7 protein-coding genes are annotated in these 16,145 nt (G+C 69.1%); 3 read left to right on the plus strand and 4 right to left on the minus strand.

The annotated features are described in order from the left end of the window. Positions 1-184: 184 nt before the first annotated feature. Entirely contained in the window at positions 185-2,899 is a 2,715-nt protein-coding gene (gene acnA, locus AQJ58_RS08690; RefSeq protein WP_067247748.1) for an aconitate hydratase AcnA, read from the minus strand. 267 nt (positions 2,900-3,166) lie between these two features. Between acnA and AQJ58_RS08695 the strand changes: the two genes are divergently transcribed. The 3 genes from AQJ58_RS08695 (at position 3,167) to AQJ58_RS08705 (ending at position 8,206) form a co-directional block, all read left to right on the plus strand. Further along, positions 3,167-4,033 carry a class I SAM-dependent methyltransferase gene (locus AQJ58_RS08695; RefSeq protein WP_067246943.1) on the plus strand — a complete coding sequence of 289 codons (867 nt, stop codon included), beginning with the start codon at positions 3,167-3,169 and terminating at the stop codon, positions 4,031-4,033. A gap of 124 nt (positions 4,034-4,157) precedes the next feature. Next, the gene (locus AQJ58_RS08700) at positions 4,158-5,687 is read left to right on the plus strand and encodes a UDP-N-acetylglucosamine 1-carboxyvinyltransferase (RefSeq protein WP_067246945.1); all 1,530 of its coding nucleotides are present in this window, start codon (positions 4,158-4,160) and stop codon (positions 5,685-5,687) included. Positions 5,688-6,166: 479 nt separating this feature from the next. Then, positions 6,167-8,206, plus strand: coding sequence for an MMPL family transporter (locus AQJ58_RS08705; protein WP_234359991.1), 2,040 nt, complete (start codon positions 6,167-6,169; stop codon positions 8,204-8,206). Between the two features lie 302 nt (positions 8,207-8,508). On the opposite strand, the gene AQJ58_RS08710 is transcribed toward AQJ58_RS08705, so the two are convergent. The 3 genes from AQJ58_RS08710 to AQJ58_RS08720 all read right to left on the minus strand — a co-directional run bounded on the left by AQJ58_RS08710 (position 8,509) and on the right by AQJ58_RS08720 (position 16,144). Further along, the gene (locus AQJ58_RS08710) at positions 8,509-9,087 is read right to left on the minus strand and encodes a hypothetical protein (protein ID WP_234359992.1); all 579 of its coding nucleotides are present in this window, start codon (positions 9,085-9,087) and stop codon (positions 8,509-8,511) included. Between the two features lie 19 nt (positions 9,088-9,106). Beyond that, positions 9,107-9,526 (minus strand): hypothetical protein, encoded by a 420-nt coding sequence (locus tag AQJ58_RS08715; protein ID WP_067246948.1) that lies wholly within the window; start codon positions 9,524-9,526, stop codon positions 9,107-9,109. 126 nt (positions 9,527-9,652) lie between these two features. Next, positions 9,653-16,144: an RHS repeat domain-containing protein gene (locus AQJ58_RS08720; RefSeq protein ID WP_067246950.1), complete on the minus strand. Its 6,492-nt coding sequence runs from the start codon at positions 16,142-16,144 to the stop codon at positions 9,653-9,655. Position 16,145 lies beyond the last annotated feature (1 nt).

Below are 16,145 nucleotides of genomic sequence, written 5' to 3' on the forward strand. Positions count from 1 at the left end.
TCCCTGTGCATTCGGTGCGGGTGTTGGCCGGCAGGTCGGCCCCCACCTCGGGACGAACACGGCGAAGGGCCGCACCCCCGACCCGGGGGTGCGGCCCTCGACCTGCCTTGCGTGCGGCCCGCGTGCGGCCCGCGTGCGGCCTGTCTGCCGCTTGCGTGCCGCGTGCGTGCCGCGTGCTTGCTGCTTACTTGCGGATCAGGCTGCGCAGCACGTACTGCATGATGCCGCCGTTGCGGTAGTAGTCCGCCTCGCCAGGGGTGTCGATGCGGACGACCGCGTCGAACTCGACGCCGGTGTCGGTGGTGACCTTCACCGTGCTCGGGGTGGTGCCCTCGTTCAGCTCGGTCACGCCGGTGATGGAGAAGGTCTCCTCGCCGGTCAGGCCGAGCGAGTCGGCGGACTGGCCGGCCGGGAACTGCAGCGGCAGGACGCCCATGCCGATGAGGTTCGAGCGGTGGATGCGCTCGTACGACTCGGTGATGACGGCCTTGACGCCGAGCAGCGCGGTGCCCTTGGCGGCCCAGTCGCGGGAGGAGCCGGAGCCGTACTCCTTGCCGCCCAGGATGACCAGCGGGACGCCGGCGGCCTGGTAGTTCTGCGACGCGTCGTAGATGAAGGAGACCGGCGCGCCTTCCTGGGTGAAGTCGCGGGTGTAGCCGCCCTCGGTGCCCGGCGCGATCTGGTTGCGCAGGCGGATGTTGGCGAAGGTGCCGCGGATCATGACCTCGTGGTTGCCTCGGCGCGAGCCGTAGGAGTTGAAGTCACGACGCTCCACACCGTGCTCGGTGAGGTACTTGCCGGCCGGGGTGTCGGCCTTGATGGCACCGGCCGGGGAGATGTGGTCGGTGGTGACCGAGTCGCCCAGCTTGGCGAGGACGCGGGCGCCGGAGATGTCGGAGACCGGCTCCGGGTCCATGCCCATGCCCTCGAAGTACGGGGGCTTGCGGACGTACGTCGACTCGGGGTCCCACTCGAAGGTGTTGCCGGTCGGGACGGACAGCGACTGCCACTGGAGGTCGCCCGCGAAGACGTCGGAGTAGGACTTGCTGAACATGTCCTCGCCGATGGCGTTGGCCACGACGTCGTTGACCTCGGCCTCGGAGGGCCAGATGTCCTTGAGGTAGACCGGGTTGCCGTCCTGGTCGGTGCCCAGGACGTCCTTGGTGATGTCCACCTTCATGGAGCCCGCGATGGCGTACGCGACGACCAGCGGCGGGGAGGCCAGGTAGTTCATCTTGACGTCGGGGTTGATCCGGCCCTCGAAGTTGCGGTTGCCGGAGAGGACCGAGGTGACGGCGAGGTCGTGGTCGTTGACGGCCTTGGAGACCTCCTCCGGCAGCGGGCCGGAGTTGCCGATGCAGGTGGTGCAGCCGTAGCCGACGAGGTTGAAGCCGACCTTGTCGAGGTACGGGGTGAGGCCCGCCTTGTCGAAGTAGTCGGTGACGACCTTGGAGCCCGGGGCGAGGGTGGTCTTGACCCACGGCTTGCGGGTCAGGCCCTTCTCCACCGCCTTCTTGGCCACCAGCGCGGCGGCGACCATGACGTACGGGTTGGAGGTGTTGGTGCAGGAGGTGATCGCGGCGACGGTGACGGCGCCGTGGTCGATCTCGTAGGTCGAGCCGTCGGGGGCGGTGACGGTGACCGAGTTGGTGGGCACGCCGTTGGTGGCGGCCGGGGCGTCGGAGGCCGGGAAGGACTCCTCGCCCGCCTCGTCGGCGGTGGCGACGTAGTTGCGTACGTCGCTCTTGAACTGCTCGGCGGCGTTCGCGAGGACGATGCGGTCCTGCGGGCGCTTCGGGCCGGCGATGGACGGGACGACCGTCGAGAGGTCGAGCTCCAGCTTCTCGGAGAAGTCCGGCTCGGCCTTCGGGTCCAGCCAGAGACCCTGCTCCTTGGCGTACGCCTCGACGAGCGCGACCTGCTGCGCGGAGCGGCCGGTGAGCCTGAGGTAGTTCAGGGTCTCGTCGTCGATCGGGAAGATCGCGGCGGTGGAGCCGAACTCGGGGGACATGTTGCCGATGGTGGCGCGGTTGGCGAGGCTGGTGGCCGCCACACCCTCGCCGTAGAACTCGACGAACTTGCCGACGACGCCGTGCTTGCGCAGCATCTCGGTGATGGTGAGCACGAGGTCGGTGGCGGTGGTGCCGGTGGGCAGCTCGCCGGTGAGCTTGAAGCCGACGACGCGCGGGATCAGCATGGAGACCGGCTGGCCGAGCATCGCGGCCTCGGCCTCGATGCCGCCGACGCCCCAGCCCAGCACGCCGAGGCCGTTGACCATGGTGGTGTGCGAGTCGGTGCCGACCAGGGTGTCGGGGTACGCCTGCCCGCCTCGGACCATGACGGTCCGCGCGAGGTGCTCGATGTTCACCTGGTGGACGATGCCGGTGCCCGGCGGGACGACCTTGAAGTCGTCGAAGGCGGTCTGGCCCCAGCGCAGGAACTGGTAGCGCTCCTTGTTGCGGCCGTACTCCAGCTCGACGTTCTGCTGGAAGGCGTCGCTGGTGCCGAACCGGTCGGCGATGACGGAGTGGTCGATGACCATCTCGGCCGGGGAGAGCGGGTTGATCTTCGCCGGGTCGCCGCCGAGGGCAGCGACGGCCTCGCGCATGGTGGCGAGGTCGACGACACAGGGCACACCGGTGAAGTCCTGCATGATGACGCGGGCCGGCGTGAACTGGATCTCCTGGCTGGGCTGGGCCTGCGAGTCCCAGGTGCCGAGGGCGCGGATGTGGTCGGCGGTGATGTTCGCGCCGTCCTCCGTGCGGAGCAGGTTCTCCAGCAGGACCTTGAGGCTGTAGGGGAGTCGGGCCGAGCCCTCCACCTTGTCCAGGCGGAAGATCTCGTACGACTCGTCGCCCACCTGCAGAGTGCTGCGGGCGTCGAAGCTGTTCGCCGACACGACGGTCTCCTTCATTGATGTGCGCGTACCACCGCATCCTGCCGCCACGCGGGCTTGGCCGATCCGCTCAGGTCAGGCTAAGTTAGGTAACCCTCACTACCGGACCGGTGATGCGCGCGGCTGCGGTGCGCCTCGGCAGATATCTCGATGTCGAGATAACTCTAGTACATGGGGGCTGGATGGTCATGCCCGGGCTCGTCACACCCCCGAGCACCCCCCTCCAGGCTCTCTCACGTCTAGGCTCTTCCGCGACGAGGGGGGGTCGGCATGCCCGAGGGGTGGCGGTGGGACAGGACGCTGTTCCAGGGCAGCGCGGTCCACTACGCACGGGGGCGGCTGCCGTACGCGCCGGGCTTCGGGGAGTCCCTCGCCGGGGCCCTCGGGCTGGACGGACGCGGGCGGCTGCTGGACGTGGGGTGCGGCCCCGGGACCGTGACGCTGCCGCTGGCCCGGTTCTTCACCGAGGCGGTCGGGCTCGACCCGGACGAGGACATGCTGGCGGAGGGCGCGCGGCGGGCCGCCCGGGACGGGGTGGCCAACGTACGCTGGGTGACCGCCCGGGCCGAGGACCTGCCGGCCGGACTGGGCGGGTTCCGGACCGTGACGTTCGCGCAGTCCTTCCACTGGACGGAGCGCGAGCAGGTCGCCGCCGCCGTCCTCGGGATGCTGGAGCCGGGCGGCACGCTCGTCCACATCGCCGACCTCAAGGACCCGCCACCGGCCGCGGCACCGCTGCCGCTGCCCGCTCCCCCGTACACCCTGATCGGCGAGCTCGTACGGCACTACCTGGGCCCGGTCCGGCGCGCGGGACAGGGGGTGCTCGCCCACGGCACACCGGGCGGGGAGGACGCCGTCTTCGCCGGGGCCGGTTTCGCGCCCGCGGGCCGGCAGGTCGTACCGGCCGGACAGGTCGCGATCCGCACCGTGGACGATCTCGTGGCCTGGGCGTTCTCCCGGTCCGACTCGGCCCCGCACCTCTTCGGGGACCGGCTGCCGGACTTCGAGCGGGATCTGCGCGCCCTGCTCGGCGTCCATGCCCCGGACGGCCGCTTCGCCGAGCACATCCCGCCGACCGAGATCAGGATGTGGCGCAAGGGGCGGTGCGCCCACCGAGGGACCCCGGGGGACCGTTGACGGGACATCACCCGAACAGTCACTCGAACGGTCAACCGAGCGACCACCCGAGCGACCACCCGAGCGACCACTCGAACGGACTCCCCAAAAGGCGCCATCTCATATCTGAGATAACCTCAGCCTCATGGCAGACGACTACCTCGTACGCATCGGCAAGCTCATCCGTGACGCCCGGCAGCACCGTGGCTGGACACAGGCCCAGCTGGCCGAGGCGCTCAACACCAGCCAGAGCGCCGTCAATCGGATCGAGCGCGGCAACCAGAACATCAGCCTTGAGATGATCGCCCGCATCGGCGAGGCGCTGGACAGTGAGATCGTCTCGCTGGGCTACGCGGGCCCGATGCACCTGCGCGTCGTGGGCGGCCGCCGGCTGTCCGGTGCCATCGACGTCAAGACGAGCAAGAACGCCTGTGTCGCGCTGCTGTGCGCCTCGCTGCTCAACCGGGGGCGCACGGTACTGCGCCGGGTGGCCCGGATCGAGGAGGTCTACCGTCTGCTCGAGGTGCTGAACTCCATCGGCGTCCGCACCCGTTGGATCAACGGCGGGGTCGACCTGGAGATCGTCCCGCCGGCCGTCCTGGACATGGCGGCGATCGACGCCGACGCCGCCGTCCGCACCCGGTCGATCATCATGTTCTTCGGCCCGCTGCTGCACCGCATGGACTCCTTCAAGCTGCCCTACGCCGGCGGCTGCGACCTGGGTACGCGGACCATCGAGCCGCACATGATCGCACTGCGCCGGTTCGGCCTGGACATCGCGGCCACGGAGGGGCAGTACCACGCCGTCGTCGACCGCGCCGTGCGCCCCGACCGGCCGATCGTGCTGACCGAGCGCGGGGACACGGTCACCGAGAACGCGCTGCTGGCCGCCGCCCGGCACGACGGGGTGACCGTCATCCGCAACGCCTCCTCCAACTACATGGTCCAGGACCTCTGCTTCTTCCTGGAGGCACTGGGCGTACGGGTCGAGGGCATCGGCACCACCACGCTCACCGTGCACGGCGTGCCGACCATCGACACCGACGTCGACTACTCCCCCTCCGAGGACCCGGTGGAGGCGATGAGCCTGCTGGCCGCCGCCGTCGTCACCGAGTCGGAGCTGACGGTGCGCCGGGTCCCCATCGAGTTCCTGGAGATCGAGCTGGCGGTCCTGGAGGAGATGGGCCTCGACCACGACCGCACGCCCGAGTACGTCGCCGACAACGGCCGCACCCGGCTGGTGGACCTCACCGTGCGGCCCTCCAAGCTGGAGGCGCCGATCGACAAGATCCACCCGATGCCGTTCCCCGGCCTGAACATCGACAACGTGCCCTTCTTCGCGGCCATCGCCGCCGTCGCCTCGGGCAAGACCCTGATCCACGACTGGGTCTACGACAACCGCGCGATCTACCTCACCGACCTCAACCGCCTCGGCAGCCGCCTGCAGCTCCTCGACCCGCACCGGGTCCTGGTGGAGGGCCCCACCCGCTGGCGCGCCGCCGAGATGATGTGCCCCCCGGCCCTGCGCCCCGCCGTGGTCGTCCTCCTGGCGATGATGGCGGCGGAGGGCACGTCCGTCCTGCGGAACGTGTACGTCATCAACCGCGGCTACGAGGATCTCGCGGAGCGGCTGAACTCGATCGGGGCGCAGATCGAGATCTTCCGGGACATCTGAAATGTCGGGCCTCGGGGCGGCCGATCGCCCCGGGATGCGGGTTTCCCGTGCTTGCGGACCGGTCCGCAAGCACGGGGATGGTCGCTTTTTTGCCTCGCGCACGGCCGCCGCCGGACGAGACCGGCCTGGTCGGCCGGGGCAGCCTGTGCCGCACCGTTCTCCGTGAACGCGGCGGCTGGGTGCTCCGTTTTGGGCCTGCGGGCGGGGGTGTAGGTGTGGGGGCGATCCACAGAAGCCAGACCGCGAGATCCACAACGACCTGACGGAGTCCTTAGGTGCGATGCGTGAATAAAACACACCGAACTACCTGACAGTGAAGGAAAGGGGCGGCGGACTAGACTCGCGCAACCTACGACGTGGGGGTGGCCGGTATGCGACGGTGGGCCGAGTTCGTTCTGCGGCATCGCAAGGCGGTTGTCGGATTCTGGGGCCTCGTGCTGATCGCGGGCGTGTTACTGGCCGGCCGGACGACCGATCGGATGACGATCGACTTCTCGTTGCCGGGCCAGCCCGGCACCGTAACGGCCCACAAGATCAAGGATGCCTTCGGCAGCGGCGGCGACACCAGTCCGTATCTGGTGTCGGTCACGCTCCCGGCCGGGCAGGCGATCTCCGGTCACGAGGCGGACATCGGCCGGGTCTTCACGGCCGTCGGCGACGCGGTCCCGAACGTGCGGGTGATCGACGAGGCGAACACCGGTGACAAGGCCTTCCGGACGAAAGACGACCGTACCGCCTATGCGCTGGTGTTCTATCGGCTCAACCCGTCACCCCATCAGACGCTGTTGACGGATCCGATCCGCTCGGCGGCCGAGAAGGCCCTGCCCTCCGGCGCGACGGTCGGGGTGACGGGTGAGGAGGTGCTGGCCTCCGGAGGCGAGGACAGTGGAGGGCCGGGCGTGCTCGGGGAGACGCTCCTCGGTGCCGTCGGCGCCCTCGCCGTGCTCGCTTTCGTCTTCGCGTCGTTCCTCGCGCTGCTGCCGCTGCTGGTGGCCGCAGTGTCGATCCTTGCGACCTTCGTGATGCTGCTGCCACTCACCTACGCCACCGATGTGTCGTTCATCGTGCAGTTCCTGGTCGCCCTCATCGGCCTCGGCGTGGCGATCGACTACTCGCTGCTGTTCGTCACCCGCTGGCGCGAGGAGCGCGACCGCGGCCGGGACAACCACGAAGCGGTCGTGGTCGCGATGGAACGGGCCGGGCACGCGGTGGTTTTCAGCGGCGTGACGGTGGCCATCGGCCTGCTCGCCCTGGTCGTCCTCCCGGTCCCCTTCATGCGCAGCATGGGCTACGGTGGCGCGCTCATCCCGCTGGCAAGCGTCATGACGACGCTCACCCTCACGCCTGCGATCCTGGGCGGCATCGGGCCAAGGGTCGACTGGCCCAAGATCCGCCACGAGAACCGGGCAAGCCGTACCTGGAGCCGGTGGACCGCCGCCGTGGTGCGGCGCCGTTGGATCGCAGCCGGCGCCGCACTGGCCGTGCTGGCGGCCCTGATCGCCGTCTTCTTCAGTGTCAGGATCGGCCTTGCCTCCTCGGAATCGCTGGCCAAGAGCGGCCCGGCGTACGAGACCCTGACCACTTTGGAGCGTGGCGGTGTCCCGACCGGCGTGCTGACCCCGATGGAAGTCCTCGTCAGCACCGACCAGGCCCAGTCGGCGGCCGCCGAACTGGCCAAGGTCGACGGCGTGAGCAGCGCGTTCGTACCCTCCGGACCGGCCGGCAACCGGGACGGACTGAGCATCGTCGTGATTGTCCCGGACTACGAAACGGTGAACTCCAAGAGCATCGGCGTGGTCAAGCGGGTCAAGAACGTCACGGAGGACCTTCCCGGGGTGGTCGGCGTCGCCGGCATCGGGGCGGCGCAGATCGACTTCATGCACGCCGTCTACGGCAACTTCCCGCTGATGCTCACGATCATCGCCCTGCTGACGTATGTGCTGCTCGTCCGCGCCTTCCGCTCACTGCTGCTGCCACTCAAGGCCGTGCTCCTCAACCTGCTCTCGCTCGCGGCGACGCTCGGGCTGATGGTGATCTTCTGGCAGGACGGTCACGGCTCCGACGCGATCTTCGGTATCGAGGCCACCGGCGCCATCACGTTCTGGATCCCCCTCATGGTCTTCGCCTTCCTGTTCGGCTTGTCGATGGACTACGAGGTGTTCATCCTGTCCCGTATGCGCGAGGAGTACGACGCCGGGCGATCAACCGATGCCGCCGTCATCGAGGGCGTCGGCCGTACGGGTCGGCTTGTCACCAGCGCCGCGCTGATCCTCTTCCTCGCGTTTGCCGCACTCGCCTCCGGCCCCGGTACCGACCTCAAGACCCTGGCGACCGGCCTCGGCTTCGGCATCCTCCTGGACGCAACCATCGTCCGAATGCTGCTGGTTCCGTCCCTCGTCTCGCTGTTCGGGCCATGGAACTGGTACCTGCCCGGCTGGGCCGCCCGTCCACTGCGCGTACAACCGTCCTCCCCGCACCCGGAGCGGGCAGAGCCCGAGTCGAAAGCACCCATGGACTGAATCGGGGTCGCCTCGCGGCGGCTCACGGACGCGCTGCGCAGTGATCAGGCGCGGCGGCTGACCGGCGAGCACGCGATCATGGCAGCAGGTCTCGGCCTCGACGCGACTGGCGTGGACCTGGCCGCGAAAGCCCTGCGCACCGCCGAGGCCACGGGAGCGAGGGGCGTAGGGTGCGGTTCCTCCAGTACGACGCCCGGCGGCCGGCCGGGCTCGGCGAGATGTGCGACACCGTGCTCGGCTGTGGGCTCTTCCACCTCCTCGACGGCGATGACCGCACCGCCTACGTCGGCTCTCTGCAAGGATCACACGAGCTTGACGACGATCCCGATGTAGAGGGAAACAGAGATCGCCAGCGAGAGGAAGACGGTCACGGTGTGGACTGTGCGATGCCGTCGTTCCCCGAGACCGAGATGAGCGCGGGCGGCCGCGGTGACGTGCGGCCCGCCCCGCGCTTCACCGCCCGCGCTTTGCAGGGCGCGCACGAGAGCCCGTTGGCTCTTGGCCGAGGTGAGGCCGAGGCGCACACCGTGACTGTCGCGCACCACGACCGCGCGAGAAGGGCCGTTGTAGCTGAAGGTGGTGAGCAGTCGGACATCTTTGATGCGCTTGAGATCCACCGACCGCTCACCGGTCAGCGTCCGGGCGGTGACGCGGGACATCGAACAGCGGACCAGGCTGGTTTCCCGACACAGCTCCGATATCAGCAGGAAACCGGCTGTTCCGCCGATCAGGGCGCAGATCACCGATGCACCGGCCGGTATCGGACCCACCAGCGCCAGCAGCCGCGCCACGAAGGGCGACAGGATGAGGAGGACGGCCGCAGAAGCCGCGATCCGCGCGCGTGACCGGGCCACGGCCGGGGCTGTCTCGGTGGAGTTCACGGAAACAGCCTAGAGCGGGTCAGGTCCTGGTCCGCCGTGAGCCACCTGCCCGATGCGCCCGGCGGGCCGCCAGCACCCCGAGGTCGGAGCGCATGTGCGGCGGTACGACGAACTTCGGGGCGTTGAACAGGACGACACTCACTTCGCACAGCAAGCAGAGAAGCACGGTGCCCAGCGCTACGGCGAAGAGGGCGGTCAGTGGGCCGGACACGTCGACGTCCAGGAGGCCCAGGAAGAGAAGGACCGTGACCCCCCAGAGGGAGACGACGGTGAGGGCGAGGGACCGTATCTCTCCTCGCTTGACCTCCTTGCCGAACGGCATGAAGGAAAAGGTCGCCATGAAGTGCTCGACCAGGTCGGCGTCGCGCCACAGTTGGGTGACCTTCCAGGTCATGAACGCGGACCCGGCCACGAAGAAGAGTCCGATGAAGTACTGCATTGCGCGATCCTTCCATGTGTCGCTGATGCTCAGCTCTCCTACTGGGAGGGAGCGGCCGGGCGGGCTCCGAGATCACGTCCTCGTCCTCCGGAGCCCGCCCGCCGTCTGCTTACCCCGGTCCCGCGGTCAGCTGAACCAGCCCTTCACGCTCTTCCAGCCCTTCGACATGGCGTTGTTGATCGGGCCCGACGCCAGGATGCCGGTGACGGCTCCCGCACCCGCCCCGATGGCTCCGCCGATGACCGTGCCCACGCCGGGCGCGATGGCGGTGCCGATCGCCGCCCCGAGCGTGGCGCCCACCTTGGTCGTACCCAGAACCACGGCCGTGTCGACCGCGGTCTCGGCTGCCGTCAGGGGGATGTCACCACCGGTGGACTGGTAGTTGGAATAGGCGGTGAACGCGATACCGCCCACCAGCAGCCCCCTGCTGGCGACCCCCATCCACTTGCTGCTCCCGATGGCTGCCACGCGCGCGAGACCAGGGTTGTCCCGCATCGCCTGCAAGATCTGGGAGGACTGCCTAGTGGACCGCATCGCGGCCTTGGCGTCGGTGGTCAGACTGCCCGCCTGGGTGAAGGCCGACTGGACGTAGGAGCCCGAGGTCATGACTCCGTTGCCCGCGTTGCAGACGTAGTTCTGCACCTTGGACGCGATCCCGCAGTTGGCCGAGAAGGACAGCAGCGGAACCGGGTCGGGGCCCATGAGCAGCGGCGGCTGGGAGGGCGGCCCGTACACCGGGCCGCTGCAGGCCGCCATCGGAGGCGCCCCGCAGGAGGGCGGGCCGTAGACCCCACCACCGCCCGTGCCGCCGCCGCCGTTGCCGCCACCGCCGCCGCCACCGCCACCGCCGTTGCCGCCGCCACCGCCGTTGCCCGGGTATTCCGGGCACTGCGGATTGATCACGCTGGGGCAGGGTGCCGGCTGGTTGCCGCCGGTGCTGATGGGGACGCCGTTGCGGCACGGGATGGAGCCGTCCCGGCATTCCGGGACGCCTTCACCGGTCGGGTCGGCGAACGTGGCGGGATTGTTGTTGGAGTAGGCGTACCCGTTCAGGGACTGGCCCTGATCCCTGCTGAGTTTCGGGTCGACGCTGATGAACTGGCCGATCTCGGGATCGTATTCCCGGGCATCGACATGCGTGAGGCCCGTGGCGGCGTCGTTGGTCTTGCCCAGGAAGCCCTTGTCGTACGTCCAGGCGCCGCCGGTGGTCGCGCCGCGGTCCTTGCCGAACGGTGTCATCCGGCGCTTGGTGACCGTCTGGGCGCTGTCCGCGGACACCGCCAGGCTCTGGGTCCCCTGATGGTCTCCGGCGAGATAGCTGAGCTTGTTGGTCCCGGACTCATTGCTCCGGATCGCGATGGTCAGGCTGCCCGAGGAGTAGGTGCGCTGGGCCCAGGTGCTGCCGCTCGCCCTCAGGTGGAGTTCGGTGTTGCCCGTGTACAAGACACGTTCGCCGCCCTCCGCGCTGCGGATCAGGAGCTTGCCGTCGGCGTCGTAGATGTAGTCGGTCTTCTTGCCGTTCTCGGTGAGCTGGGAGAGCCGGCCCTCCGGTGACCAGGCCAGGTCCTGCTTGGCCTTCGGGCCGGGCCGGGAGGTGGTGTTGCCCGAGTTGTCGTAGCCGTATGCGGTGTCGGGTGCGGTGCAGTTCGCCGTCTTGCTGGTGCCCGACAGGACGTGCGGCCTTCCCTCCTTGTAGCAGTACGTGTTCGTGGTGTCGCCGGTCGTCCTGTGCTGAATCTCGGCGGTGCGCTGCCCGCCCTGGCTGTACTGGTAGTCGGTCCAGTAGGGCGCGGGGCCGGAGAGGCTCGACGTGCTGGGCGCGTCGGAGCACTTCTGCGAGGAGGGTGTCCAGGCGGTCTTCAGCCGGCGGTTGCCGTCGTAGCTGAGGCACTGCGTCTCGGCCGCGCTCGTGCCCCCGAGGGTGGTCGGGTCGGAGATGGCCGTGATGTTGCCGGCCTGGTCGAAGGTGTAGTTGAGGTCCATCAGCATGTACGGGTGGGTCTGGTCCGTGACATGCGTGTCGGTGAGCCGGTCGGTGCCCTCCTCGAAGGTGTTGGTGACATACATCTTCTTGGCGGCTTCGGTGTTCTGCGTGCCCAGCGTGTACTGCTGGGCGAGACCGAGGGCCGAGTAGTCGGCAGCCAGCAGATAACCCGTGCTGCCGGTGATCGAGGTGACCTGGCCGAGCGGGGTGTAGCCGTAGTCGATGGTCTCGGCCGCCAGCCCGCCCAGTGCGGGCTCCTGGTTGTTGCCGAGCGTGCCGTCGAGGCGGTAGGCGCTGGAGAACGAGATCGTGGCCGGCGCGCCCGCGACGACCAGCGGATCGCTGGAGGGCAGCGTGAGGGTGGTGGCCGTCGGACGGTCGAGGGTGTCGTAGCCGGTGACCGTCTTGGTGTACGCCTTCCCCGCCCTGCCGCCCACGAAGCGGGTGTTGGAGGTCGGCTGGCCCTTGAGCACGGTGTCGTAGGTGTACTCGGTGAGCTGGTGGGTGTCGTCCTGGACGCCGTCCCAGGTGCCGGTCGTCCGGCCGATCTCGTCGTACGCGGTCAGGACGGTCTTGCCCCGCGAGTCCGTGCTCTTGATCACGCGGTCGAGGTCGTCGTAGCCCATCGTGGACGTGCCCTTGTCGGGGTCACTGACACTGGTCTGCCGGCCGAGGAGATCGAACCCGTAGGTCCACTGGGCTCCGTCGGGTCCGGTGATGCCGCTCTCCTTGTCGTCCAGCGTGTACTGGTATTTCGTGGCGCTGTAGCCGACACCGACGCCGCCACCGAACTGGCTGTCGGCCGGGCTCGGGCCCGCGTACTCACGCTTCTCCACGTCCCGTCCGCGTGCGTCGGTGAGGGTTCGGGTCGCGGTGCCGCCCTGCTGAGCGGTGACCGCGGTCGAATCACCGGTGTACGAGGTGGTGGTGGTCCACTTCTCCACGCCGTAGACGAGGAGTTCGCTGGACGTGGTCCGCTCGGCCCCGTCGTAGACCGTCTCGGTCTGCTTGGGTGCCTCACCGTACTCGGCCCTGGTGTAGGTCGAGTTCGGTGCGGAGGTGGTGTCGAAGATCTGCTCGTACTTCTCGTAGGCCAGGCCCCGGGTGTCGTAGCGGGTGTCGGTGAGGAGACGTCCGCCCTTGGGGCTGGGTGATTGCTCCTGGAGGGGCCGCAGCAGTGAGTCGTAGAGGGTGTAGGTGGTGTTGTACGTTTCGCCGTCCGCCTTGAGCGATGCGGAGGACACCCAGGACTGCTTGGTGGCGCTGAGGTCGTAGCCGAACTTCTGTGTCGGGCTGTAGCCGCCGGCCCGGTTGCGGTTGGGCCGCCACACGTCGGTCAGCCGGCCGAGCGCGTCGTACGCGAGCTCGGTCTTCTTCAGGTTCGCGTCGTAGATCCGCAGGTCGAGGCCGCGGCGCGGGTCTATGAAGGAAGTGGTGGCCTGCGTCTTGGGGTTGGTGACGACCTTCTTGGTCAGCGGGCCCGCCGCGGTCGGCGTGTAGGCGGTGGTGGTGGTCTTCTCCAGCGCGTCCGTCACGGAGGTGACGCGGCCGAGGGTGTCGTAGCCGGTGCTCTCGACCTTCTGCCAGCTCGGGACGGTGGAGCTGTAGCTCTTGGCCCTGCCCTTCCAGGTCTTCAGGCCCTTCGTCGGCTTCATGGTCGTGGACCAGGTGGCGCCGTCGTAGGCGGTGGCGGTGTCGGACAGCACATCGCCGCGGGTGGCCGAGGAGGTGGGCAGGTTCAGGCTGCTGTCGGCCACCGAGCAGGCTTTTGCGACCACGCGCTCGCGGGAGACCTGGCTGATCAGGCCGAGGCCGTCGTCGCGTGCGTACCAGGTGCGGGTGCAGGTCTCGTCGCCGGTCTTGGCGTCGTCTCCGCTGTCGTCGGCCTGGTAGACCATGCCGTAGCTGTCGTAGCTCTTCTGGACCGTGCGGGAACGCCAGGTGCCCGGCACCGTGAGATAGGTGTGGGTGATCTCCTTCTTGGGCTGTACGAAGTGGGCGACGGCGTCCCCGGCTCCGGGCACCGTCTGCCGGGCGGTCTCCGCCGACCAGGGCTCACTCGAGGTGGCGCTGACGGCGGTGGACCCGCTGTAGGTGACCTTCTCCCGCAGATGGCCGGCGTACTGGTCGCTGTCCCTCAGCGTGGCGAGGCCCAGGTCGGGTGCGGAGAGCGGGGCGAGGTTCACCGAGCGGGTGGTGCCGTCCTTCAGTTTGGCGCCGTCCATGCCCTGCATGTACTGGGAGACGGTCTTCGAGCGGGTGGTGTCCAGCGCGCCCTTGTACTCGGTGACCTCGCGGTAGCCGCGCCAGTCGGACCAGGTCCGCTCGTCCTTCGGTACGAAGGGGTCGTCGCTGTAGTTCCACGCGGCGCCGGCGTAGCTGTAGGCGTGCTCGACGGATTCGTTCTGGCCCGCCGGGTCGGACACCGTGACGGCGAGGACCCGGTACTTCTGGAACCAGTCGACGGACGCGTCCGCGGCGCCGTTGATGTGCCAGTACAGGGGATAGCAGGAGCGGGTGTTGGTGTCCTCTGCCGCGCCGAGCACCGCACTGCGCGCACATTCCGCGGCGGACAGCGTCACCGTGGTGATCGCGCCGGTCTCCGAGGTGACGGTCGAGATGCGCGGGCGGGTCAGCGGCAGGATGTCGTCGGTGCCGTCCACCCGGTTGGGACGCATCTGATAGGTGAACGTGACCGGGTTCATCGCGATGTCGGTGCCGGCCTTGCCGGTCCGCTTGATGGACTTCAGGGTGAGCACCTGGTCGGAGGTGTCGCCGATGTCACCGCCGTCCAGGTACTGCTGCTCCAGCACCCAGGAGTCCACCGGATCGTAGGCGCTCGTCGAGGCGTTCCAGGAGGAGGTGCCGATGGACGTCATCCGCTTGCGGGTGAAGAACGAAGGGCCTACGGCCAGACAGTCCGTGTCGCCGCTGGAGCAGATCGCGTCGAAGGGTACGTCCGGCCAGTTGTCGGCGGTGTCCTTGGTCAGCGAGGAGCAGTCGGCAGCCGTGCACCGCTCGGCGTATCCGAAGGTGACCCTGGCGTCGGCGTCGTCCGTGAACAGCGCACCCTTGCGCAGCCCGTACTTGATCTCCTTCAGGTAACCGCCGCGCGTGTAGGCGGCGTTGGCGGCGGACGCCTTGTTCTTCTTGTAGTAGTCGCCTTCCTTGGCGTACCAGTAGGTGGCCGCGTTTCCGGAGGTGTCCTCCACGTAGTCGAGGTTCCAGCGCCAGGCCTGGTTCAGCGACCGGTCCCCGAAGTCGGTGCCGCCCGAGTAGCCGGGTTCGCCCTCGTCGTCGCCGAAGACCGGGACGGTCCAGGTGGAGTTGGTGCGCTCGGTGGTGGCACCGTCGAGCTTGTCGAGGCCGAAGACGTACTTGGTGCCGTCCCCGGTGATGACGGTCCAGTACTCGCCGTTGTCGTCCCCGTTGTCGGCGCCGGTGGAACGGGTCACCGTGGAGGCGTCGTCGTTCTCGAGCCGCCACTTGCCGGTCGTTCCGTCCTTGACCAGCCGGGACGACGATCCGTTGAGGACCAGCCGGGCGTTGTCGTACTTCCAGCACTCGTCGTGGATGCCGTCGTGGCCGTCCGCGTCGCAGCTGCCGTAGGTGCGCTCGATGTAGGACTCGCTGAGCGCAAAGCCTTCACCGACCGAGGTCCCCTGGTTGTTGGTGGTCGGGTTCTGGCCGTCGACGCTCCCCGAGCTGTACGCGAGGGAGAGCTGGGGGGCCGGTCCGGCCGCCGCGGGCGGCACGCTGAAGTCGTACTTCCAGGTGAAGGAGCCGGAGCTGCCGCCCGCCTCCCAGGACGCCGACGGGGACAGGGCCGTGGCCGAGTAGTTGCCATGGCCGTTGGGGGCCTGGCCCGTGCCCGCCGCGGTGGCGGTGAGGGCGAGGACGGTCGCCGTCGTAGCGTCGCCGGCGGCCGCAGCCGAGGTGCGGCTCGCGGGAAGGAGCAGCGGCGCGGTGACCGTCTGGCGGCCGGTGCTGTTACGGGAGGGCAGCGGGGTCTGCTTGCGGCACTCGGCCTTGGCGGGGGTGGTCAGTGCGCAGCCGGGCAGCCGGACCAGCTGCAGCCGCTGCGCCCAGCCGCCGCCGATCGCTCCGGCCAGATCCCGGTAGTTCACGGAGACTTCCGCACTCCCGGCCGCAGTGGCCTCGGCCTTGAACAGCACACCGGTGACACCGGCCGCGTCCGCGGCGGCGGTGTCCAGGACCGTGAACTGCATCCGGGTCCCGGCCGGGGCAGCGGCCTTGCCGCCCGTGGTGCGGACCGTGAGCGGCAGCCCGCCGGGCGCCGCCGAGACGGGAGCCGAGCCGTTCGTCAGGACGGTCGCGGAGCCCTTCTTCGGCCAGGCGGACCGCTGCTCCTTCAGCGCCCGGGCGGCCTGCGCCGCGTTCTCCTTTCGGTCCTCGGCGACCTGGGCCCGTGCCTTCCCGGCGCCCAGGCCCTCCACCTTCTCGACCTTGCTGACCCGCGGCTCGGGCAGCTCGGGCCGGCCGAGGCCGCCGCCCGCCGCGTGCGCGACCGGGGCGAGCCCGACCGGGACGGCCATGGCCAGCGACACCACGGTGACCGTGGAGCGGAGGTGGTGTCTTCGTATGCCGTCCCGGACGGAACGCACCACACTCATC

This window comes from Streptomyces sp. DSM 15324 (assembly GCF_001514285.1).
Lineage (GTDB): Bacteria > Actinomycetota > Actinomycetes > Streptomycetales > Streptomycetaceae > Streptomyces.

Bases quoted from the DNA above. Each gene is read 5' to 3' on its own strand.
- AQJ58_RS08695 (WP_067246943.1), top strand. From the start codon at position 3,167: ATGCCCGAGGGGTGGCGGTGGGACAGGACGCTGTTCCAGGGCAGCGCG.
- AQJ58_RS08700 (WP_067246945.1), top strand. From the start codon at position 4,158: ATGGCAGACGACTACCTCGTACGCATCGGCAAGCTCATCCGTGACGCC.
- AQJ58_RS08705 (WP_234359991.1), top strand. From the start codon at position 6,167: ATGACGATCGACTTCTCGTTGCCGGGCCAGCCCGGCACCGTAACGGCC.
- AQJ58_RS08715 (WP_067246948.1), bottom strand. From the start codon at position 9,526: ATGCAGTACTTCATCGGACTCTTCTTCGTGGCCGGGTCCGCGTTCATG.
- AQJ58_RS08720 (WP_067246950.1), bottom strand. From the start codon at position 16,144: ATGAGTGTGGTGCGTTCCGTCCGGGACGGCATACGAAGACACCACCTC.